At 69.3% G+C, this 21655-nt stretch carries 17 protein-coding genes; 8 read left to right on the top strand and 9 right to left on the bottom strand.

What is annotated here, in order from left to right:
• Window positions 1-15 precede the first annotated feature (15 nt).
• On the bottom strand, window positions 16-1008 hold the full coding sequence (locus PQI07_RS05265; protein ID WP_075381404.1) for a polyphosphate kinase 2 family protein: 993 nt from the start codon (window positions 1006-1008) through the stop codon (window positions 16-18).
• A 96-nt stretch (window positions 1009-1104) separates the two neighbouring features.
• Between PQI07_RS05265 and PQI07_RS05260 the strand changes: the two genes are divergently transcribed.
• The 3 genes from PQI07_RS05260 (at window position 1105) to PQI07_RS05250 (ending at window position 7210) form a co-directional block, all read left to right on the top strand.
• Window positions 1105-1692 carry a histidine phosphatase family protein gene (locus PQI07_RS05260; protein WP_274926200.1) on the top strand — a complete coding sequence of 196 codons (588 nt, stop codon included), beginning with the start codon at window positions 1105-1107 and terminating at the stop codon, window positions 1690-1692.
• Window positions 1693-1803: 111 nt separating this feature from the next.
• Complete coding sequence (locus PQI07_RS05255) at window positions 1804-5871, top strand: Pls/PosA family non-ribosomal peptide synthetase (RefSeq protein WP_274926199.1); 4068 nt, start codon at window positions 1804-1806, stop codon at window positions 5869-5871.
• 184 nt (window positions 5872-6055) lie between these two features.
• Window positions 6056-7210 (top strand): GGDEF domain-containing protein, encoded by a 1155-nt coding sequence (locus PQI07_RS05250; protein ID WP_179697766.1) that lies wholly within the window; start codon window positions 6056-6058, stop codon window positions 7208-7210.
• A gap of 16 nt (window positions 7211-7226) precedes the next feature.
• On the opposite strand, the gene PQI07_RS05245 is transcribed toward PQI07_RS05250, so the two are convergent.
• Window positions 7227-8702 carry a methyl-accepting chemotaxis protein gene (locus PQI07_RS05245; RefSeq protein ID WP_274926198.1) on the bottom strand — a complete coding sequence of 492 codons (1476 nt, stop codon included), beginning with the start codon at window positions 8700-8702 and terminating at the stop codon, window positions 7227-7229.
• Window positions 8703-9082: 380 nt separating this feature from the next.
• On the opposite strand from PQI07_RS05245, the gene PQI07_RS05240 reads away from it, so the two are divergent.
• The gene (locus PQI07_RS05240) at window positions 9083-9289 is read left to right on the top strand and encodes a SlyX family protein (RefSeq protein WP_043353476.1); all 207 of its coding nucleotides are present in this window, start codon (window positions 9083-9085) and stop codon (window positions 9287-9289) included.
• A 44-nt stretch (window positions 9290-9333) separates the two neighbouring features.
• Here PQI07_RS05240 and PQI07_RS05235 read toward each other — a convergent pair whose 3' ends face one another.
• Window positions 9334-10767, bottom strand: coding sequence for an NAD-dependent succinate-semialdehyde dehydrogenase (locus PQI07_RS05235; RefSeq protein ID WP_274926197.1), 1434 nt, complete (start codon window positions 10765-10767; stop codon window positions 9334-9336).
• Between the two features lie 101 nt (window positions 10768-10868).
• Window positions 10869-11654, bottom strand: coding sequence for a class II glutamine amidotransferase (locus tag PQI07_RS05230; protein ID WP_043353480.1), 786 nt, complete (start codon window positions 11652-11654; stop codon window positions 10869-10871).
• 321 nt (window positions 11655-11975) lie between these two features.
• Between PQI07_RS05230 and PQI07_RS05225 the strand changes: the two genes are divergently transcribed.
• Window positions 11976-12368 (top strand): response regulator, encoded by a 393-nt coding sequence (locus tag PQI07_RS05225; protein ID WP_075381409.1) that lies wholly within the window; start codon window positions 11976-11978, stop codon window positions 12366-12368.
• Between the two features lie 247 nt (window positions 12369-12615).
• On the opposite strand, the gene rpsU is transcribed toward PQI07_RS05225, so the two are convergent.
• Window positions 12616-12951 (bottom strand): 30S ribosomal protein S21, encoded by a 336-nt coding sequence (gene rpsU / locus PQI07_RS05220; RefSeq protein WP_043381746.1) that lies wholly within the window; start codon window positions 12949-12951, stop codon window positions 12616-12618.
• Between the two features lie 222 nt (window positions 12952-13173).
• Here rpsU and PQI07_RS05215 point away from each other — a divergent pair, with 222 nt between their 5' ends.
• Window positions 13174-14220 (top strand): threonine aldolase family protein, encoded by a 1047-nt coding sequence (locus PQI07_RS05215; protein WP_043347325.1) that lies wholly within the window; start codon window positions 13174-13176, stop codon window positions 14218-14220.
• A gap of 259 nt (window positions 14221-14479) precedes the next feature.
• Here the strand turns inward: PQI07_RS05215 and PQI07_RS05210 are convergent, their stop codons facing one another.
• Window positions 14480-15667, bottom strand: a complete 1188-nt coding sequence (locus PQI07_RS05210; RefSeq protein WP_274926196.1) for a DUF1501 domain-containing protein — start codon at window positions 15665-15667, stop codon at window positions 14480-14482.
• Window positions 15664-17193 (bottom strand): DUF1800 domain-containing protein, encoded by a 1530-nt coding sequence (locus PQI07_RS05205; RefSeq protein ID WP_274926195.1) that lies wholly within the window; start codon window positions 17191-17193, stop codon window positions 15664-15666. The genes PQI07_RS05210 and PQI07_RS05205 overlap by 4 nt, the downstream gene beginning before the upstream one ends.
• Window positions 17194-17378: 185 nt before the next feature.
• Between PQI07_RS05205 and PQI07_RS05200 the strand changes: the two genes are divergently transcribed.
• Complete coding sequence (locus tag PQI07_RS05200; protein WP_274926194.1) at window positions 17379-18992, top strand: peptide chain release factor 3; 1614 nt, start codon at window positions 17379-17381, stop codon at window positions 18990-18992.
• A 132-nt stretch (window positions 18993-19124) separates the two neighbouring features.
• Here the strand turns inward: PQI07_RS05200 and PQI07_RS05195 are convergent, their stop codons facing one another.
• Both PQI07_RS05195 and PQI07_RS05190 read right to left on the bottom strand, forming a co-directional pair.
• Entirely contained in the window at window positions 19125-19583 is a 459-nt protein-coding gene (locus tag PQI07_RS05195) for a response regulator (RefSeq protein ID WP_274926193.1), read from the bottom strand.
• A 9-nt stretch (window positions 19584-19592) separates the two neighbouring features.
• Entirely contained in the window at window positions 19593-20060 is a 468-nt protein-coding gene (locus PQI07_RS05190; protein ID WP_043352241.1) for a BLUF domain-containing protein, read from the bottom strand.
• A 298-nt stretch (window positions 20061-20358) separates the two neighbouring features.
• Here PQI07_RS05190 and PQI07_RS05185 point away from each other — a divergent pair, with 298 nt between their 5' ends.
• Window positions 20359-21621: a flagellar hook protein FlgE gene (locus tag PQI07_RS05185; protein WP_043352240.1), complete on the top strand. Its 1263-nt coding sequence runs from the start codon at window positions 20359-20361 to the stop codon at window positions 21619-21621.
• Window positions 21622-21655 lie beyond the last annotated feature (34 nt).

The raw sequence follows: 21655 nt of genomic DNA, 5'->3' as shown, positions 1-21655 counted from the left end.
TCGGGCCTCCCCCCGTCAGTCGGGCACCGTGAGATCCGCGATGCCCTTCGAGGCCTCCGGGAATCGCGGATCCATGGCCTCCAGTGTATCGGCCACGGTCCGGGCAATCACGTAGTTGCGGAACCACTTGTGGTTGGCCGGCACCACCAGCCAGGGCGCATGGGGCGTCGAGCAGCGGCCGAGGGCGTCCGCGAAGGCCTGCTGGTAGGCGTCCCAGGACTTCCGCTCGACCAGATCGGCGGGATCGAATTTCCAGCGCTTCTCCGGATCGGCGATCCGGGCCTCGAGGCGCTTCTTCTGCTCGGCCCGGGAGATGTGCAGGAAGAACTTGATCACGGTTGTGCCGGACTCGGTGAGCAGGCGCTCGAAGTCGTTGATGCGGCCGTAGCGGCTCTGCCAGACCGCATCCGGCACGAGGCCCTTCACCCGCACCACCAGCACGTCCTCGTAGTGGCTGCGGTTGAACACCCCGATCATGCCGCGTCCCGGCACGCGGGCGTGGTAGCGCCACAAGAAGTCGTGATCGAGTTCCTCGCTCGAAGGCACCTTGAACGAGGCCACGGTGCAGCCCTGGGGGTTCACGCCCTGCAGGACCGAGCGGATCGTCCCGTCCTTGCCGCCGGTATCGATCGCCTGGAACACCAGCAGCAGGCTGCGGGCGCGTTCGGCATAGAGGCGCTCCTGGAGGGCGACGATGCGCGCCCGCTCCCCGGCCAGGGCCTCCTTCGCCCAGGCCTTATCCAGGCCGCCATCGGCGTCGGCCTCCACCGCGGAGAGGTCGAAGGCCGCGCCCGGCTCCACCGTGACGATGCCCGGGGCGGCGAGGATGGGGATCTGGCGGTGGCCGTCCAGGGCGGCCGGGACGGTCCCGGCGATCGTGTCCGCGGAACCCGCCCAGCGGGCCGTCGATGGGCGGGGCGGCCGGGGCGATCCATGCAGGTCTGCCTCACCTGTCATGTCATCGGGACGTTTGTGGCCGCGATGATGCTTGCCGTGCTTCTTGGACATGGGGCAGGACCTGTATCCGGATATTGCCGACCGACGGCGAGAACGGCCGGCGATCCAGGCCGTTCCGGATTCCTGCGCAGGACGGGGTTGAGACGGTTGGGTACGATCTACTTCATCCGGCACGGCCAGACCGCCTGGAACGCCGAGGGACGCCTCCAGGGCGGGCGCGACACGGACCTCAACGCCCAGGGCGAGGCGCAGGCGGCGGCCGTCGCGGAACGCCTCGCCGCGGTGGCGGGGGCGACGCTGGCGGAGGCCGATTTCGTCGCGAGCCCGCTCAAGCGCACCCGGCGCACCATGGAGATCCTCCGGACGGCCCTCGGCCTGCCGCCGGCGGCGTACCGCACCGATCCGCGCCTGCGCGAGATCGGTTTCGGCAGCTGGGAGGGCTCCACCTGGGCGGAGATCCGCCGCCGCGACCCGGCGGGGGCGGCCGGCCGCGACCGGGACCGCTGGCATTACCGCCCGCCCGGCCTCGGCGCCGAGAGCTACGCCGCCCTGGTCGAGCGCGTCGGCCCGATGATCGCGGCCCTGGAGCGGGATACGGTGGTCGTCGCCCATGGCGGCGTCGCCCGGGCGGCCCTCGTCGCCCTCGGTCATCTCGACATCTACGCCGCGCCCCGCCTCGGAATCCGGCAGGGCGAGGTCCTGATCCTCGAGCCCGGTGGCTGGCGCTGGGCTTGATCCCGTGCGCCTGCGCAGTGCAAGGCCGCCTCGATAACGGCATGATCGGCAGGCTATAGGGCGGCGGCCAGGAGAGGCGCCGGCTCGAGCGGCCGGCCAGCGGAGCAGCGGATGAGCGACGTCGCCGAAAAGACCCGGCCCGGCCCGGTGGCCGGGGAGCGCGACCGTCCCGGGGACGCGGCGATCCTGCGCGGCGACCACCGGCCCGACCTGATCCGCGACGAGGTCCTGGCCGAGATCTTCCTGCACGCCGCCGAGACCCGGCCCAACCATCCCTGCCTCGTCGACGGCGCCCACGTGGCGGCCGGCGGCGTCCACCCGCACCTGACCTACGCGGAGGTCGCCGCCCGGGCCGGCCGGATCGCCGCCGGCCTCGCCCATCGCGGCATCGGCCCCGGCGACGTCGTCGGCCTGTGGATGGCCCGCGGCCCGGACCTCCTCGTGGCGCAGATCGGCATCACGATGTCGGGGGCGGCGTGGCTGCCCTTCGACGCCGAGGCGCCGGCCGATCGGGTCGGCGTGTGCCTTACCGATGCGAGCGCGAAGGCGCTGCTGGTCTCGCCGGCGTTGGCGGCCGCGGCGCCCGACGGGACGCCCGCCCTGACGCCCGCCGATCTCGACGCGGGGACGCCCGCCGATGCGCCCGAGCCGGACCCGCGCGCCGCCGGACTGACGCCCGAGCATCCCGCCTACCTGATCTACACCTCGGGCTCGACCGGCGTGCCCAAGGGCATCGTCATCAGCCACGCCAACATCTGCCACTTCCTCCGGTCGGGGAACGCCCTCTACGGGATGCGCGCCGACGACGTGGTGTTCCAGGGGGCCTCGGTGGCCTTCGATCTCTCGATGGAGGAGATCTGGGTCCCGTACCTCGTGGGTGCGACCCTGTTCGTGGCGAGCCCGGCCATGATGGGCGACCTGGAATCGCTGCCGGGCATCCTGGAGGCGGAGGGGATCACGGTGCTCGACACCGTGCCGACGCTTCTGGCGATGATCTCCGGCGACCTGCCGCGGGTCCGCCTCGTCCTGCTCGGCGGCGAGGCGCTGCCCGAGCCGCTGATCGCCCGCTGGGCGACGGGCGGGCGCCAGCTGTTCAACACCTACGGGCCCACGGAGGCCACCGTGGTGGCGACCGCCGCCGAGATGCGGCCCGGCGAGCCGGTGACCATCGGCGGCCCGATCCCGAACTATTCCGTCTATGTCGCCGGCGAGGACCTCGCCCTGCTCGGCCGCGACCAGCAGGGCGAGCTGCTGATCGGCGGCCCCGGCGTGGCGCGGGGCTACCTCGCCCGTCCGGAGCTGACGGCGGAGAAGTTCATCGCCAACCCCTTCGCGTCGGACGGGACCGATCCGGTGCTCTACCGCTCGGGCGACGCGGTCTCCCTCGATGCCGAGGGCCGGATCGTGTTCCACGGCCGGATCGACGACCAGGTGAAGATCCGCGGCTTCCGCGTGGAGCTGGGCGAGATCGAGTCCCGGATCCGGGCGGTGCCCGACATCAACCAGGCCGCCGTCGTGCTCCGGCAGGACGACGGCGTCGACCGCCTCGTCGCCTTCCTGATCCCGGAGCGCGGCCGCGCCATCGACGCCGCGGCCCTGCGCCGGACGCTTGCCGGGCAGATGCCGCCCTACATGGTGCCCGGCCATTTCGAGGTGGCCGAGACGCTCCCGCGCCTGACCTCCGGCAAGGTCGACCGCAAGGCGCTGAAGATCGCCCCGCTGACGGTGGTGGCCGCCGACGGCGAGCAGGAGCCCCCCGCCAACGAGACCGAGGCGGCCCTCGTCGCGGCTGCCAAGCAGGTCTTCGGCAACCAGCCGATCGCCCTCGAGGGCGATTTCTTCGCCGATCTCGGCGGGCATTCCCTGCTCGCCGCCCGCTTCGTCTCGGCGGTGCGCGAGAACCCGCCGCTCGCCGGCATCACCCTGCCGGACGTCTATGCCCTGCGCACGATGCGGGCCATGGCGGACGCGCTGATCGCCCGCACGGGCGGGGTGGGCGCCGGGGCCGCGACCCGTGACCTGAGCTTCGAACCGCCGCCGCTGCTGCGCCGGGCGCTGTGCGGCCTCGCGCAACTCGTCGCGCTGCCCTTCGTCATCGCCCTGGCCACTGCGCAATGGCTCGGCATGTTCGTGACCTACCTGCTGCTCACCGGCGGCGGTCTCAGCTTCTTCGCCGAACTCGGGGTGCTGCTCCTCGTCTACGTGGCGATCAACGGCGTGACCGCAGTGGCCGCGGTGGCCGGCAAGTGGCTGATCCTCGGCAGGACCAAGCCGGGCCGCTATCCGCTCTGGGGCACCTATTATTACCGCTGGTGGCTCGCGCAGCGGTTGGCCCCGCTGGTCCACGTGAAGTGGCTCCAGGGTTCGCCGGCCATCGCCATCTACCTGCGGCTGATGGGCGCCCGGATCGGGCGTGACACCCTGATCTCCGACATCGAGATCGGCGCGCCCGACCTCCTGTCCATCGGTGACGGCGCGTCGCTCGGCGGTCGCCTCGTCATCGCCAACGCCGAGATCGTCGGCAACGAGCTTGTCATCGGCCGGGTCGAGATCGGCGCGGATGCGGCGGTGGGAACCTCCTGCGTCATCAGCCACGACACGGTGATCGGGCCGCAGGCGGAGATCGCCGACCTGACCACGATCCCCGTGGGCTCGCGGGTCGGGGCGGCCGAGCGCTGGGACGGTTCACCCGGCCGCAAGGTCGGGATGGCGGACCCCTCAGACCTGCCCGCGCCCGCCGAGGCCTCCTTCGCGCGCCGCAGCGCCTTCATGGCGGCCTATGTCGTCCTGCTCGGCGCGATCCCCGCGGTCGGCCTGCTGCCGATCTTCCCGGCCTTCTTCATCTTCGACCAGATCTCGGATTCGTTCTCCGACATCACCGACGTCGACTACCACTGGTACCTGCCGATCCTCACCTGGCCCACGGCCATGCTGATGACCGCCGGCACGGTGCTGCTGATCGCCGGCATCCGCTGGATCGTGCTGCCGCGGACGCGCTCGGGCACCTACTCGGTCCATTCCCTGTTCTACCTGCGGAAATGGTCGCTGGCGCTCGCCGTCGAGGTGACCCTGGAGACGCTCTCGTCGCTGTTCGCGACCGTCTACATGCGGGCCTGGTACCGGCTGATGGGCGCCAATATGGGCCACGGCGCCGAGATCTCGACCAACCTCGCGGGCCGCTACGATCTCGCCGAGGTCGGCGCGAAGAACTTCGTCGCCGACGAGGTGGTGTACGGCGAGGAGGAGATCCGGCGCGGCTGGATGCACCTGGAGCCGACCCGCACCGGGGCGCGGGTCTTCGTCGGCAACGATGCCGTGGTGCCGCCGGGCGCCGTCATCCCCGACGACGTGCTCATCGGCATCAAGTCGAAGCCGCCCGAGAATGCCGCCATGAGCCCCGGCGAGACGTGGTTCGGCTCCCCGCCGATCCGGCTGCCGGCCCGCCAGAAGGTCGATCTCGGCTCGACCGCCCAGACCTACGAGCCCGGCGCTTGGCCGAAGATCCGGCGCGGCGTGTTCGAGGCCTTCGCGACCTCGTTCTCGCCGATGCTCTACATCACCCTCGCGATCACGGTGATCGACTGGTACTTCTACCCGGCCATCCTGGAGCAGGACTGGTGGGGGTTGGCCTTCAGCTTCGTCGCGGCGAGCGTCGCCATCGCGCTGATCCAGTCTTCCGCCGTCATCGCGATGAAATGGCTGCTGATGGGCGTCTACAAGCCCGGCATGCAGCCGATGTGGTCGTGGTGGGCGATGCGCACCGAGGCGATCGCCGTGGCCTATTGGGGACTCGCCGGCAAGGTGCTGCTCGAGCATCTCCAGGGCACGCCCTTCCTGCCCTGGGTGCTGCGGCTGTTCGGGGTGAAGGTCGGCAAGGGGGTGTGCATGCTCACCACCGACATCACCGAGTTCGACTGCGTCACCATCGGCGACTACGCCACCATCAACCGGGTCTCGGCGCTGCAGACGCACCTGTACGAGGATCGGATCATGAAGATCGGCCGCGTCGTCGTCGGCCGGGGCGTCTCGGTGGGCGCGTTCTCGACCGTGCTGTACGATACGAAGGTCGGCGATTTCGCCCGCCTGCGTCCGCTCACCATCGTCATGAAGGGCGAGTCGATCCCCGCCAACACCGAGTGGGAGGGGGCGCCCGCGGTGCCGGTGATCCACCGCGCCTGACGGTGGCCCCGGCCAACGGATCTTGGCGGTGTACTAGCTCGTCTACGAGCGAGTGATGCCGCCAAGCTAACTTATTGTAATGTCTAGCCTGCGATATTAGTATAGATTGAGATGCCGAGCCGTTCCCCCAGCAATGCCGGGATGGGACGGCGCCATCGTTCGAGCCGAGGATCGACAGTCGTCCGTGCAACTCGATCCCGCGACTCTGCTGGTCGTCAGCGCGGCGACGACCTTTCTGGTCGGCGTGTTGTTCATGGCCTCATGGCGGCAGGCTCCCGGATCCCGGACGCTCGCCCTCTGGGGCACGGCGCACCTCGTCGGGGCGGCCGGGTCGGCCGGCCTCGCGTTGCGCAATCAGATCCCCGACCTGATCTCGGTGGGCTTGGCCAACGCGGTGGTGCTGACTGCCTACGGCCTCATCTGGAGCGGAGTCCGTACCTTCGAGCATCGCGAGCCACGGACGGGCGTCGCGATGGCGGGTGCCCTCGGATGGTGCGTCCTGTGTCTGATCCCGGCCTTCTATGCCGCGATCGAGGCCCGCATCCTCTACGCCTCGACCGTGGCGGCCCTCTATTGCGGCGCTGCGACCGCGGAGATCTGGCGCGGTCGCGCCGAGCAACTCGCCTCCCGGATCGCGGCCGCGACCATTCTCGGCCTGCACAGCGCCTTCTACGTCCTGCGGATCCCCGCGACCGTCATGGCGCCGCCGCAGCCGGGCCTGAGCCCGCTCGCCTCTCCCTGGGTGGCGATCCTGTGCTTCGTCACTCTGATGTTCTCCATCGCCTCGGCCTTCACCTTCATGGCGCTGGTCAAGGAGCGGGCCGAGCGCGAGCAGCGTATCGCCGCGTCCACGGACGCCCTCACCGGGGTGCGTAACCGCCGGTCCTTCACCAGGGCCGCCGAGCGGGCGATGGCCGAGTATCCCGACGTCGCCCTGCTGCTGTTCGACCTCGACCGGTTCAAGGCGGTGAACGACCGTTACGGTCATGGGGTCGGCGATGCGGTCCTGATGGGCTTCTGCGCCATGGCGACGTCGCTCTTGCCCAAGGAGGCGCTGCTGGGCCGCCTGGGCGGCGAGGAATTCGCCTGCCTGCTGCCGGACGTCTCGCCCGCCGAGGCCCTCGGTCGGGCCGAGGAACTGCGCCGGACCTTCGCGCAGCTTCACGTCCCCGAATTGCCGGGCCTCAGCGTCAGCGTCAGCATCGGGATCGCGCAGGCCCGGCCCGGGGTCGCGTTCGATGCGCTGATGCAGCGGGCCGATGCGGCGCTCTACGCCGCCAAGGAGGGGGGGCGCGACCGGGTCGCCGTGGCGGAATCGGTCGCGGTCCGCGCCGCCTGACGCGCGGCCGGGTCGCTCACGCCAGGGCGCGGGCCGCCTCGGAGACCTTCCGCACCGACGTGTTGACGACGGCCGCCGAGGCCGCGATCTCCGCCATGGCGGCGTGAACGGCCGCGACGCTCTGCGCGGCGGCCTGCATGTTCTCGGTCATGTCGCGGGTCACCGTCGCCTGTTCGGTCACGGCTGACGACACGCTCAGCGAGAGCGCACTCAGCTGTTCGATCGTCCCACCGATCCCGTAGATCGCCGCGACCGCCCGCGCGGTCTCGGCCTGCACGGCGGCGATCTGGGTGCCGATCTCTCCGGTCGCCTTTGCGGTCTGCCCGGCGAGGGCCTTCACCTCGGCGGCCACCACGGCGAAGCCCCTGCCGGCCGCCCCGGCCCGGGCCGCCTCGATGGTGGCATTCAGCGCCAGCAGATTCGTCTGGTCGGCGATGGAACGGATCAGGCTCACCGCCGCTCCGATCCGGTCGGCGGCGCCGGTGAGGCCCACGACGATCGCGGCCGCCTCCTCGGCGCGGGAGACGACCAGGTCGACGGACGATTTCGCCTGCAGCGCGTGACGGCTCAATTCCTCGATGGAAGCGGCGAATTCCTCCGAACCGGCCGCGACCGCTTCGACATTCTGGGTGGTCTGGCTCGACGCCTCCGCTGTGTCGTCGGCCTGCCGGACGACCCGGCTCATGGACTCGCGGATCGCCGCGATATCGGCATCGATGGCGCGCTGGCTCTCGGCCCGGCGCTGCCGATCCTCGACCTGCCGGGTCACGTCGGTGGCGAACTTGACCACCGCGCAAGGCTTGCCGTCGGTGTCGAGGATCGGGTTGTAGGCACCGAAGATCCAGACCGTGCGGCCGCCCTTTCCGATCCGCCGGAACTCCCCGGCCTGATACTCGCCGTTGCCGAGGGCGGTCCAGAACGCGGCATAATCCGCGCTCGCCGCCTCGGCCGGCGGCAGGAACATCCGGTGATGCCGCCCGCGGATTTCCTCAAGGGTGTAGCCCAGGGTGACGAGGAAGTTCGCGTTGGCGTCCACGATCGTGCCGTCGAGGGCAAAGCTGATCGTCGCCTGCGAGCGGTCGAGGGCCGCGATCTGGCCGGCGTAGAGCGCGTTGCGGGCGCGCTCCGCGGTGATGTCGGTGGCGAGCTTGACCACCTTGATCGGCTTGCCGCGTCGATCGAGGATCGGATTGTAAGACCCCTGGATCCAGACAATCCGGCCGGACTTGGTCAGGCGGGGGAAGGCGCGGGTCTCGTGCCGGCCGGCGCGCAGCCCGTCCCAGAAGGCGGCATAGTCCGAACCCGACCGCTCGGATTCCGGCACGAACAGGCTGTGATGCCGGCCCCGAACCTCTTCGAGGGTGTAATCGACGAGCGCGAGGAAGATCGCGTTGGCATCGGTGACCATGCCGTCGAGATCGAATTCCACGCGGGCCATCGTCCGATCGATGGCCGCGAGCAGGGCGTTGTCGCGAGAACCAAATATCGCCATTTGAAAACGTCCCTGTCTGTTTTTATTTATGAACTATATTGATCTCACAGCGATTCATTTGATCGCAGGCGCGCCGTCTCATCTTTGTTAAAGCCTAGCTTAGAGTATTGCAAATCTGTTTCACATTGGTCAATCGGCTTGTCGGCGCCTTAAAGATGGCGGACCATTTGGTAATTTTATTTGTTTCGGTCGTTATTCATGTGTATTCGGATCGAGAAATGCCGCAAATGGCTCATTCGATCGGATTTCGGGCCATCGTGCGCTGAGGTACTCAGCCGGATGGCGCGGCTCGCGGTCTGCGCTAGGACGGGGCGAACGTCGACGGGCCGATCCAAGTCGGTCGAGGCGACTGTCGGCACGGCACTGACTGGAGGTCGGACATGGACGAAGACACCCGGATCGATCGCCTGGAGATCCGCCTGACCGAGCAGGACGCGACGATCGAGGACCTGAACCGCACCGTGACCGAGCAATGGCGCGTCATCGACCGGTTGGTGCGGCAGCTGGACATGCTGCGGGAGCAGGTCGAGGAGGCGGCCGCCCGGGCGGCGCCGCGGGGGCTGGAGCCGCCGCCGCCTCATTACTGACGGAGGGAGCCGGCGCGCCGGGGTACGACGCGCCGACCCGCGCGTCAGAAGTTCGCCTGCGTGACGAACTTGGTGACCAGGTAGGCGTCGAGCGCCTCCGGGCCGCCCTCGCTGCCGTAGCCCGAATCCTTGACGCCGCCGAACGGCGTCTCCGGCAGGGCGAGGCCGTGGTGGTTGATGGAGATCATGCCGCTCTCGACCGCGTTCGACACCCGCGCCGCCCGCTCGGCGGAGCGGGTATAGGCGTAGGCCGCGAGCCCGTAGGGCAGACGGTTGGCCTCGGCGAGCGCCTCGCCGTCGTCGGAGAACCGGTTGATCATCGCCAGGGGCCCGAAGGGCTCCTCGTTCATGATCCGGGCGGTCAGCGGCACCTCGGTAAAGACCGTCGGCTCGAAGAAGTTACCCTGGTTGCCGATGCGCTTGCCGCCGGCGCGCAGCGTCGCGCCGCTCGACTCGGCGTCCGCCGCCAGCGCCGTGACGGCGTCGAGGCGCCGCCCGTGGACCAGCGGTCCCATCTTGGTCTCGGGATCGAGCCCGTCGCCGACCTTCACCGACTTGGCGAAGGCGGTGAAGCCCTCGACGAAGCGGTCGAAGACCGAATCGTGCACGAGGAAGCGGGTCGGCGAGACGCACACCTGGCCGGCATTGCGGAACTTCGAGGGGGCCAGGACGGCGACCGCCTTCTCCACGTCGGCGTCGCCGAACACGATCGCGGGGGCGTGGCCGCCGAGTTCCATCGTAGCGCGCTTCATGTGTTCGCCCGCGAGCGCCGCGAGCTTCTTGCCGACCACGGTCGAGCCGGTGAACGAGATCTTCCGGATCACGGGATGCGGGATCAGGTAGGCCGAAATGGTCTCCGGGTCGCCGTAGACCAGCGAGAGCGCGTCCCCCGGGATGCCGGCATCCAGGAAGGCGCGAACCAGGGCGGCGCAGCTCGCCGGCGTGTCCTCGGGACCCTTCAGGATCACCGTGCAGCCGGTGCAGAGCGCCGCCGAGATCTTGCGGACCGCCTGGTTGATCGGGAAGTTCCAGGGGGTGAAGCAGGCCACCGGTCCGACCGGCTCGCGCACCGCCACCTGCAGCACGCCGTCGGCGCGGGCCGGGATGACGCGGCCGTAGGCGCGCTTACCCTCCTCGGCGAACCAATCGATGATGTCGGCCGCCGCCAGGGTCTCGACCCGCGACTCGGCGAGCGGCTTGCCCTGCTCCAGGGTCATGGTCCGGGCGATCTCGTCGACCCGCGCGCGCAGGAGGTCGGCGGCTTTCCGCATCACCTTGGCGCGCTCGAAGGGCGCGACGCTGCGCCAGGCCGGAAAAGCGCGGGACGCGGCTGCCAGGGCCTCGTCGAGATCCGCCGTGGTGGCGACGGCGCACCGGCCGATCGTCTCGCCCGAAGCCGGGTTCAGGACTCCCAGGGTCTCCCGGTCGGCACCCGCGCGCCAGCGCCCGGCGATGTGAAGCTCGGTATCCGGATACATCGGTCGATTCCCGCTCGGCCGCACCATCGGCCGCAGGCGGACTGTGCCGATGTGGCGCGCCCGGGCAATCCCCGCGGCGGCATAGCTGGAACCGTCTGTATTCAGGCGGCGGCGCGGGCGGGCTCCGGTGCCTGGACAAGGGTCGCGGTCCCGTGGCGGGCGCGGAGGGTCGCGCCTTTCGGGACCACCTGCCATCCCTCGCGGCAGCCATCGATCGGCTCCGACACCACCACGATGCCCCCCGGCCCCTCGCGGAAATACAGGCTCGGCGGCCGGCCATCGCAGGCCCAGCGGTAGGCGGTGAGCGTCTCGCCATCCGTAAGCAGCGCGGTGAAGCGCAGCGGCTCGCTGACGCTGGCGGCTTCCATCAGCTCGCGCACGGTCTTGAGCGTCCGCGCCATCGCGCCGACGGGATCCTCCTCGAGGCCGTTGGCGAGTGCCAGCAGGAAAATCGCCTCTGAGTCCGTGCTGCCCCGACGGTGGTCGTAATAGGTATCCGGGATCAGCGCTTCGAGCCGCCGCTTGATCCGGTGGTAGCCGCCGATCTGACCGTTATGCATGAACAGGTGCCGGCCGTAGACGAACGGGTGGCAGTTCGCCCGGGCCGTGGCGGTCCCGGTCGACGCACGCACATGCGCGAAGAACGTGCGTGCCCGCACCTGCCCACACAGGTTCACCAGATTTTCGTCCGACCAGGCCGGGGAAATGTCGCGATAGACCCCCGGCTCGGGCCGCTCGGCGTACCAGCCGATGCCGAAGCCGTCGCCGTTGGTTTCGGTCTTCCCCTCGTCGGCGTGCAGGGACTGATGCACCAGCGAGTGGGTCGGCGCGCAGACGAGGTCGGAGAGGAAAACCGGCTCACCGCTATAGGCGAGGAAACGGCACATGACGGACGATGATCCTTCAGCTCAGGTCCACGTACGATCCCGCGCAACGCCCCTCGGAGGGTGGAGACGTTCCGCCGCAGGACGTTAACAGTCGGTCCACTCCGGTGAACAGTTTCTTAACCGGTCGGAAACTGCGCCATTTTCGTGCGTTCCGCATGAAATCGGTGCCGCTTGATCGCAGGGCAGGCATTCGCCGGCGCGGCGACGCGACTCTTGTGAGCCGTCTCATGAAGGGTCAGCATGGCCAAATCGGGGAATCAGAACGCCGCCCAGGAGGCGGTCGCCCGAAGCGGGGCAAGGCACCAACAGCAGGAGACTTTTATGGATTGCGCAGTGCCCGACGGATCCGCCCCCGTGGCTCTCGTCGTGGAGGACGATGCGGCCGTGCGCGATCTCGCCACCGCGGTGCTTGAAGAAACCGACCTCGGAGTCATCGCCTGCGAAAGCGCGGAGGCGGCCCTGTCCGTGCTGGAGCGCCCCGACGTGACGGTGGCGTTGCTCTTCGCCGACGTGCGGTTGCCCGGTGCGATGGACGGGGTGACCCTGGCCCAAGCCGTCAAGCGGCGCTGGCCGGACGTGCGCGTGGTCGTGACCTCCGGCGCGGGCCGGGATGCGCGGCTCCCCGACCAGGCGGTCTACATGCAGAAGCCGTGGCGGGCCCTCGACGTGCTGGTCCAGGCCGAGCACGCGACCATGGCCGCCAAGGCTGCCTGAGCCCGCCGCGCCGACGCGATCCCTTCACGTCTTCGCGCGTTCAGCGACGCGACCCGGGGCTGCGTGACGTCTCCTGACGTGGCGCAGCCCCGGTTCTCGTGGCGCACGCAAGGACGGCGGCATCGCCGGAACGTGCCCGTCCGACGTTTTCGCTGGCCCGCTGTCTCGCCCGGCCGCTGCGCGCCGCAAAGAAAGAGCCCGGCCGCTCGCGCGGGCCGGGCTCTTTTCACAACCGATGTGACGTCGCTCAGGCGGCGGGAGCCGGGCTGACCGGGGTCTGACCCGAGGCGTTGCCGCCCTGAGCCGGCGCAGCGGACGGCGACGGGAAGCCGGGACGACGGCTGCCGGCGGGGAAACGGGGCTTCGGCTTCGGCGCGGCGATCAGGCCCTCGCGGATAGCGGTCTTGCGAGCCTGCTTGCGGGCGCGGCGCACGGCCTCCGCCTTCTCGCGGGCCTTGCGCACGGACGGCTTCTCATAAGCCTTGCGCTGCTTCATCTCGCGGAAGATGCCCTCGCGCTGCATCTTCTTCTTGAGGACGCGGAGCGCTTGATCGACGTTGTTGTCGCGAACGAGTACCTGCAACGGACTTGATCCTCTGGACCTGAAGTTCTGGGTTCACGCGGCCCGCCGCCGATCTGGAAACCGGCAACGTCCCTCGCCCGGGATGAACCCGAGGGGGACGGGAACGTCGGTTTCCGAATCGGCGTGGAGCTCACGCCTTGACGGGGCTATTACACCAAGCGCGCACCAGTTCCAACCTGCCCGCGCGATCCATCTGCGTCTGCGTCGTGCTAGGTTGCGCGGATGAGACACGACGACTCGCAGCAATTCGCCAGCGACAACTATTCCGGCATCTGCCCGGAAGCCTGGGGAGCCATGGAGGCGGCCAATCGCGGCCACGCCCCGGCCTATGGCGAGGATGCCTGGACGGCCAAGGCGGCGGACGCGTTCCGGGACCTGTTCGAGACCGAATGCGAGGTGTTCTTCGCCTTCAACGGCACCGCCGCCAACGCCTTGGCCCTGGCCGCGCTGTGCCAATCCTACCACAGCGTGATCTGCGCCGATTCGGCCCATGTGGAGACCGACGAGTGCGGCGCGCCGGAATTCTTCTCCAACGGCTCCAAGCTGCTCACCGTCCGGACCGAGGGCGGCAAGCTCACGCCGGAGGCGATCCGCGGGCTCGCCCAGAACCGCAGCGACATCCACTTTCCGCGGCCTCGGGTGGTGACGATCACGCAGCCCACCGAGACGGGACAGGTCTACAGCCTCGCCGAGCTGCGGGCGCTGTCGGCGACCTGCCGCGAGCTGGGGCTCGCCCTGCACATGGATGGGTCTCGCTTCGCCAATGCCTGCGCGAGTCTGGGCTGCAGCCCCGCCGACATGACGTGGCGGTCGGGTGTCGATGTCCTGTGCTTCGGCGGGACCAAGAACGGCATGCATGCCGGCGAGGCGGTGGTGTTCTTCGACCGCAAGCTCGCCGAGGATTTCGGCTACCGGTGTAAGCAGGCCGGCCAGCTCGCGTCGAAGATGCGCTTCCTCGCCGCCCCCTGGGTCGGCATGCTGGAGAGCGGCGCGTGGCTGAGGAATGCGGCCCACGGCAATGCCTGCGCCCGGCACTTCGCCGACTCCGTCGCCGGGCTGCCGGGGGTGCGGGCGCTGTTTCCCGTGGAGGCGAACGCGGTCTTCCTGACGATGCCGGCCGCCACCATGGAGGGCCTGCGCGCCCGGGGCTGGCGGTTCTACACCTTCATCGGCGGCGGGGCGCGCTTCATGTTCGCCTGGGATGCCCGCCCCGAGCGGGTGGACGAACTGGTCCGGGACCTGCGCACGCTGGCGGCCGCGGCGGCCTGACGGGGTGGACATGGGGGTGCGGAGCCGCCCCACCGACGGTGTTTCGCACGCTGGTGTCGGGTTTTCCTGAGGAGCGTCAAGACGACGGCGCGGCCAGCGCTCGGTCGTCCTTGCGAGCGCAGCGAAGCAACCCCGTCTCGCGCGACGCCTGCCGATGTCGTGCCGCCCTGGGTCGCTTCGCTGTGCTCGCGATGACGGCGGGCCCGAATACCCAGTCTCAAGTGGGCCGGGTGCGACGCCTCAGTCTTCTGCTTGCCCCCTACAGCAGCGCGAGATCCGCCGGCTCCGCGCTCGGGAAGATCCGGCGCAGACTCGCCTGATCGAGCCCGTAGAGGCGCTGGAACAGCCCGCCGAGCAGCCCCCGATAATCGGTGAGCACCGGATAGTCCCGGTTCTGGAACAGGTGCGCCTCGTCGGCGCGCACCTGCGGTCCGGCGATTCGCCCACCCCGGACGCCGCCGCCCAGGATCCAGTAGACGCTGCCATGGCCATGGTCGGTGCCGCGGCTGCCGTTCTCCCGGAAGGTGCGCCCGAACTCCGACAGCACGACCACCACCGTGTCGGACCAGCCGGGCCCGATCTCCTCGACGAAGCCGGACAGGCCCCGCCCCAGCTCGCCGAGCCGGTCGGCGAGGTAGCCGGTGCCGGCACCCTGGTTCACGTGCGTGTCCCAGCCGCCGACATCCACGAAGCCGAGATTGAAGTTCTCGCGCATCAGGCGGCCGATCCGCCGCGCCGACAGCTCGAAGCCCTTGGGCGAGACCGCTCCGCGGTCGGCCTGACCGGCATGGTCGGAAATCGTCTGGTAGACCGCGTCGCGCACCCGGAGCCCCTCGGTCACGGCGGCGGCCAGCTTGGTGTCGCTGTACATGGCGGCGATGAGGCGCGCCTGCCGGTCGTCGATGCCGGGCTTGCCGACGCCGTTGATGGCGATGTTGGGCACCGTCTCGCCGCCCCGGAAGATCAGCGGCATCTGATCCGTGAAGGCGATCGGCCGGACCCGGGTCAGCTCCGCGGCCAGCCGGGCCATGAAGCCGGAATTGTAGTCGCGGCCGGACCCGACCGTCTGGCCCATCTCGATCGTGTCCTGGGTCTCGAAATGGCTCCGGGTCATGTCGTCGGTGCCGGCGAAGGGCACGAAGGCGGCCTGACCCTTGGCGTAGAGCGGCAGGAGCGTCTCGCGCAACGCCGGGTGCAGGCTCCAGTCGGCGTCGAGCGCCAGGGCGGCCTTCGGGTCGGCGGCGTCCGGCTTGGCGATCGCGAGGTTCGGCCGCGACCGGTAGTAGAAGTCGCTGCCGGTGGGGATCACCACGTTGGCGGCATCGTAGGCGCCGCGCAGGAACACCACGAGGAGGCGCGCATCGGTCTTGGGGGCCGCCCAGACGCGGCCGGCCACCGTGGACAGGCCGAAAGCCGCGGCGGCGCGGATCAGGTCGCGACGGTTCATCGCATGAACTCCGGCGAGGCGAGGTAGAGGGTGTTCCAGTCCTGCGGCGACACCGCCTGGGCGAGCGCCGCCCGCGTCGCCGCCGACAGGGTGCCGGACAGCGTCGAGAAGTAGAGCCCGTTGGCGAGCACCGGGAAGGCCGGCTCCTCGGCCTGATCGGGCAGCGTCGGCTTGAACAGGCCGGCCGAGCCCGACCCGATCTGCCGGGCGATCTCGAACCGCGTCGCGAGCTGCCCGGGGCCGCTCCAGGCGGCGGCGTCGAGGGGGTAGCCGTCCGGCGTCGACCGGTTGAACAGGCCCTCGCCGAGGCGGTTCAGCCAGCCGAGCACCGGGCCGGCGTTGCGGATCACCCTTGTGTCGTAGGCCATGCGCAGGGCGGAGAAGACGTAGCGCACCGGGTCCTTGAAGGCGCCGCCGCGCTCGGCCGTGAAGGCCGGCTCGCGCACCAGCGCCTCCATCACCGCGGCGATGTCGCCGTCGCTGCGAGTGAAGACGGCGGCGAGCCGCGCCACCAGGGCGTCGTCGGGCGGCTGCCCGAGGAAGTAGGTGGCGAGCGCCCGGGAGACGTTGGTGGCGGTGGCGGGATGGCGGGCGATCAGATCCACCGCCTCCTCGATCTCCGGCCAGCCGCGTCCCTGGATGCGGGTCCCGAGGAAGACCTTGTCGCCGTAATCGTGCCGGTTGGGGTTGAACGCGAACAGGCCGTCCCGGCGGAAATCGGCGGCATGCTCGGGGCGAAGCTTCGGGGTCTCGGGCTTCATGTCGATGCCGACCCCGCTCAGGATCCGGGCCAGCGCCTCGACATCGCCCTGCGTGTAGCCGGAGCCGACACCCATCGTGTGCAGCTCCATGATCTCGCGGGCGTAGTTCTCGTTCGGCCGGCCGGCCGCGTTGGCGTCGTTGTCGAGGTAGCGCAGCATCGCCGGGTGGCGCAGGCTCGCCATCAGCAGGTCGCGGAAGCGCCCGAGCACGTGCGGGCGGATCGCGGTGTCGAGGTAGTCGCCCACCGCGGCGCGCAGGGTGGACTTGCCCTGATGCACGTTGAACCGGTTGAACCAGAACCACGTCAGCCGCTCGCGCAGCTGATCGGGGCTGTAGAGCGCCCGCAGGACCCAGACGGAGGCGGCGTTCCGCGCGGCCATGTTCAGCGCGGCCTGGAAGGCCTGCTGGGCTGCCTTCTTGGCGTCGGGGTCCTGGATGTCCTTGAACGCCTTGGCCTGCGCATCCAGCGCCTGGGCCCGTTCGAACAGGCTGCCCGGCGGGGTCAGCGCGTCGACCTGCGCCTGGGCGGCGGGCGGCAGGCGCGATTCGGCCGGCGGATGGAGCTGGGCCTGCAGCCACCGTGCCCGCCCCTCCGCGGTGAGCTGCGCGAAGGCAGACGGGGTGGCGCCCCAGGTCAGGGCATCGAGGAAGGCGGCATCGGCCGCGGCGGCCTGCGGCGGCGCGTCGGCCGCACGGGGCCCCGGGCCCGCCCAGGCCACCAACAGACCAGCAACCAGACAACAGCGTGTTGCGGCGCGCGACATCGCAGCCTCGCGGTGCGTGGATCGGTCGGGGCAGCGTGGTGTCGTGTCCCTGTACCGTGCCTGAAAGGCGGCCCCATCATGCCGGCGTCTTTGCCAATATCGGGGCTTGCCGCTACACGATCCCGAGACCGCGCGAATGCCGCGCCGCGCACCACCACGTTCCGCCGATCCAGAGCGTTCGCTCCATGCTGATGCAGACCAAGACCGAGGCGAGGCCGGCCGATCCGGTGTCGCGGCGGCGCACCTTCGCGATCATCTCCCACCCGGACGCGGGCAAGACCACGCTCACCGAGAAGCTGCTCCTGTTCGGGGGCGCGATCCAGCTCGCCGGCGAGGTCAAGGCCAAGCGCAACCGGGTCTCGACCCGGTCCGACTGGATGGGGATCGAGAAGGAGCGCGGCATCTCGGTGGTCACCTCGGTGATGACCTTCGAGTACGGCGATTGCGTCTTCAACCTCCTCGATACGCCCGGCCACGAGGACTTCTCGGAGGACACCTACCGGACGCTCACGGCGGTCGATTCGGCCGTCATGGTGATCGATGCGGCGAAGGGCATCGAGGCGCGCACCCGCAAGCTGTTCGAGGTCTGCCGCCTCCGCGACATCCCGATCGTCACCTTCATCAACAAGCTCGACCGCGAGGCCCGGGACCCGTTCGAGCTGCTCGACGAGATCGAGAAGACGCTGGCGCTGGACGTCGCCCCGGTGACGTGGCCGATCGGCACCGGCCGCAACTTCTCGGGAACTTACGAACTCGGCGGCAACCGCGTGCGCCGGCTCGACGCCGCCGAGGATGCCGGGATGGTGGCGGTGTCCGGCCCGGACGACCCGCTGTTCGACGAGCTGCTCAACGAGGACGGCGCGGCGGACGCGTGGCGCGAGGAGGTGGAGCTGGCCGAGGGCGGCCTGAAGCCCTTCGACCTCGACGCGTTCCGCGAGGGACACCTGACGCCGGTGTTCTTCGGCTCGGCGCTGCGCAATTTCGGCGTGCGCGACCTCATCGACGGTCTCGCCAAGGTGGCCCCGCCGCCCCGCGGCCAGGACGCCGACAAGCGCCTCGTCGAGCCGACCGAGCCGCGGATGACCGGCTTCGTGTTCAAGATCCAGGCGAACATGGACCCGAACCACCGGGACCGGATCGCCTTCATGCGGGTCTGCTCGGGCAAGCTCAACCGGGGCATGAAGGCCCGGCTGGTGCGCACCGGCAAGCCGATCTCGCTCTCGGCGCCGCAATTCTTCTTCGCCCAGGACCGGGCCATCGCCGACGAGGCCTATGCCGGCGACGTGGTCGGCATCCCGAACCACGGCACGCTGCGGATCGGCGACACGCTCACCGAGGGCGAGGACCTCGTGTTCCGCGGCGTGCCGAGCTTCGCGCCCGAGATCCTGCGCCGGATCAAGCTCACCGACGCCATGAAGGCCAAGAAGCTCCGCGAGGCGCTGCAGCAGATGGGCGAGGAAGGCGTCGTCCAGGTCTTCGTGCCGCAGGACGGCAGCCAGGCGATCGTCGGCGTGGTCGGCGCGCTCCAGCTCGACGTGCTCAAGGAGCGGCTCCAGGCCGAGTACGGCCTGCCGGTGGATTACGAGACCTCGCGGTTCTCGGTCTGCCGCTGGGTGTCGTCCGACTCGGAGGCGGAACTCGACAAGTTCGTCGATTCGCACGGCTCGGCCATGGCCAAGGACCTCGACGGGGCCCCAGTCTTCATGGCGACCACGGCGTTCTCGCTCCGCTACGAAGAGGAGCGCTACCCGGCGGTGCGCTTCACCGATGTGAAGGACTATCAGAAGCGGGCGGTGTGAGCCGGTCCGGAGCCCCGCTCCGACAGCGGGCGCCGCGCGTCGTCGCGCGCGGCGTAACAATCCGGCGGCGCCACGCTCATCGCGGCGGCGCTGCCCGGACCGCTTTGCCGCCCCCGCGACGCCAGGGCCGCGTCAGAACTTGCCGAGCATCGGGAATTCGACGCTCAGACTCGACTCCGAGGCGATCGGCATTTCGCGTTTGCGCGGCTTGCGGTTGAGCACCTGCTTCAGCTTCGACTTCAACACCGCCATGTCGAAGGGCTTGAGGATGAAGGCGTCCGCGCCCGCCTGGTGGGCGAGGTTGATGTCCTCGAAGTCGAAGGACGATTCGGTGAGCATGAAGGGCGTGTTCATCAGTGCGTCGTCGGCCCGGATCTCGCGCAGCAGGCTGAGCCCGTCCATCGGCTCCATGTCGAGGTCGGAGATCACCAGAGCGTAGCGGCGCTGCCGCATCCGCTCCAGGGCCTCCGTCGCGCTGGTGACGCCCCCGACATCCGGGAAGCCGATGCGTGTCATCAGCATCACGATCAGCCGGAGAAGCTTCTCCTGATCGTCGACGATGAGGATCGGGGGCGTATCGCTCTCGGACATCGGCGCGGCTCAGATGAAAAGATGGTCGATGCCCTGCCGGGACATCGCGTCGGATTGGAGCGACAGGCAAAGCCCGTGGATCGCGGATGCCTTCGGCGTGCCGCGCTGGAGCATCGGCAGAAGGTTGGCCTTCGCAAACAGCGTGTCGTTGCCGGCGGTACGCTGCGCGCTCTTGAACGAGTGGACGAACTCGCGCTTGGCGATCTCGCGCCACTCGCTGATCTGGACATCCCGGTGGCGGCTGTCCGCGCTCACCCGGTCGAAGGTCTCGTGCACCGACGAGCGCTCGCCTTCGATCACCTGGCAGGCGAAATTTCCCTCGATGACCAGGAAGCTTGTGATCACCGCAAACTCGTTCTTCTTCTGGGCGGTCCGGCCGATTTCATTGATCTGCTCGGACCTCTTCGCCGGTTCGGACGAGAGGTTCAGGCGTGAGAAGTAGATGATGTGGACGAGGCTCGTCCGTTTCGCCCGCATGATCCCGAGATCCGAAATCCGTATCCGTTCAGTGCTTCCGGTCAGGACGCACCGCGCGTGGCCCTGGCCCGGCCGTATCTTCGCGCGTGTGGAATAACACCGCGTAAACGCGGCCCGATCGCGTCTGACCGGGCTTGGACCCCACCCGGCAGGATCTGCCGGGACCGCCGCCGCGCCCGGCGAACCCTGCCGGGTTCGGAACGCCGCGGCTCCGAAATATCAAAGACTTAGCCCTGGCATGCCGGTTGCGGCGCATCGAGCCTGCGGGCCAGAGCGGCGCGTATTGGGATCGTTCGCCATGGATCTTTTTTCCGCCCTGCAGACCTCGGTCTCCGGTCTCCAGGCGCAGTCCTATGCCATCAGCAACATCTCCGGGAACATCGCGAACTCGCAGACGACCGGCTACAAGCGCATCGACACCAGCTTCGTCGATCTGATGGCCGAGACGACGCCGAAACGCGAGGTCGCCGGATCCGTCCTGGCCCAGTCGCAGCTGACGAACACGATTGCCGGCAACGTGGTCTCGTCCAGCGTACCGACCAACATGTCGATCAGCGGCACCGGTTTCTTCACCGTGGTGCAGAAGACCGGTGACGCGAACAATTCGCCAACCTTCAGCGGCGCGAATGTCTACACGCGTCGCGGCGACTTCTCGCAGGACAAGGACGGTTATCTGGTCAACGGCGCGGGTGGGTACCTGACCGGGACCAACCTCGATCCCACGACCGGTCAGGTCACCAGCACGGGCCCCGTCAACATCGGCAACCTGACTCTTCCGGCGCAAGAGACGAAGACGATCACGTATTCGGCCAACCTGCCGGCCACGCCCACGGTGAGCGCCTCGGCTCAGCCACCCAACAGCATCGCCGGTCCATCGATCACGGGCTACACCACGACCGGGGCACCGGTGACGATCAGCATGCGCTGGGTTCAGACGACGACGGCCGGCACCTCGCCCTCGTCGTGGGACTTGTACTACAACAGCAGCACCACCGACACGCCGTCTTGGACGCAGACCGGGCCGGCCTTCACGTTCGACTCAACCGGTAAGCTCACGAGCCCGGCCTCCACCACGCCGGTACCGCTGACCGGCGTGCAGATCGGCGACTATACCTTCTCGTCGCTCAGCCTGGATATCAGCGGCGGCCTGACCCAATACGCGGATGCCAGCGGTGCCGTGACCACCAAGGCGCTGAGCCAGAGCGGCAACAGTGCCGGCACCCTGATGAGCGTCGCCGTGGGTGAGGACGGCAAGATCAACGGCACATTCTCGAACGGTTCGGTGATTCCCGTCGCGACCGTGGGCATCTCGCAATTCGCCGATCCCGACGGGCTGAAGGCCGACGGGAAGGGGAATTATCTGCAGACGGCCGATTCCGGGCCGCCGCTCACCGGTCTCAACGGCAGCACGATCAATGGTGCCAGCATCGAGCAATCCAATACCGACATTGCCAGCGAATTTTCTAAGATGATCGTAACCCAGCAGGCGTACTCTGCGAACACGCGGGTCATGTCGACGGCGCAGACGATGATGTCTGATCTGCTGAACGTGATTCGCTGATTGAGGCCGGGGCTCGCGACGCGGAGGCCGTGAT

The sequence above is a fragment of the Methylobacterium sp. 092160098-2 genome (assembly GCF_028920805.1).
Classification (GTDB): domain Bacteria; phylum Pseudomonadota; class Alphaproteobacteria; order Rhizobiales; family Beijerinckiaceae; genus Methylobacterium; species Methylobacterium fujisawaense.
The sequence above is the reverse complement of the archived record's forward strand: the minus strand, read 5'-3'. Positions and strand labels throughout refer to the sequence as shown.

Excerpts from the sequence above, each read along its gene's own strand:
- PQI07_RS05225 (WP_075381409.1), top strand. The coding sequence starts at position 11,976 with ATGGATTGCGCAGTGCCCGACGGATCCGCCCCCGTGGCTCTCGTCGTG.
- PQI07_RS05190 (WP_043352241.1), bottom strand. The coding sequence starts at position 20,060 with ATGCGGGCGAAACGGACGAGCCTCGTCCACATCATCTACTTCTCACGC.
- PQI07_RS05235 (WP_274926197.1), bottom strand. The coding sequence starts at position 10,767 with ATGTATCCGGATACCGAGCTTCACATCGCCGGGCGCTGGCGCGCGGGT.
- PQI07_RS05215 (WP_043347325.1), top strand. The coding sequence starts at position 13,174 with ATGAGACACGACGACTCGCAGCAATTCGCCAGCGACAACTATTCCGGC.
- PQI07_RS05210 (WP_274926196.1), bottom strand. The coding sequence starts at position 15,667 with ATGAACCGTCGCGACCTGATCCGCGCCGCCGCGGCTTTCGGCCTGTCC.
- PQI07_RS05255 (WP_274926199.1), top strand. The coding sequence starts at position 1,804 with ATGAGCGACGTCGCCGAAAAGACCCGGCCCGGCCCGGTGGCCGGGGAG.
- PQI07_RS05185 (WP_043352240.1), top strand. The coding sequence starts at position 20,359 with ATGGATCTTTTTTCCGCCCTGCAGACCTCGGTCTCCGGTCTCCAGGCG.
- PQI07_RS05195 (WP_274926193.1), bottom strand. The coding sequence starts at position 19,583 with ATGTCCGAGAGCGATACGCCCCCGATCCTCATCGTCGACGATCAGGAG.
- PQI07_RS05205 (WP_274926195.1), bottom strand. The coding sequence starts at position 17,193 with ATGTCGCGCGCCGCAACACGCTGTTGTCTGGTTGCTGGTCTGTTGGTG.
- PQI07_RS05245 (WP_274926198.1), bottom strand. The coding sequence starts at position 8,702 with ATGGCGATATTTGGTTCTCGCGACAACGCCCTGCTCGCGGCCATCGAT.
- PQI07_RS05200 (WP_274926194.1), top strand. The coding sequence starts at position 17,379 with ATGCTGATGCAGACCAAGACCGAGGCGAGGCCGGCCGATCCGGTGTCG.
- PQI07_RS05230 (WP_043353480.1), bottom strand. The coding sequence starts at position 11,654 with ATGTGCCGTTTCCTCGCCTATAGCGGTGAGCCGGTTTTCCTCTCCGAC.
- PQI07_RS05240 (WP_043353476.1), top strand. The coding sequence starts at position 9,083 with ATGGACGAAGACACCCGGATCGATCGCCTGGAGATCCGCCTGACCGAG.
- PQI07_RS05265 (WP_075381404.1), bottom strand. The coding sequence starts at position 1,008 with ATGTCCAAGAAGCACGGCAAGCATCATCGCGGCCACAAACGTCCCGAT.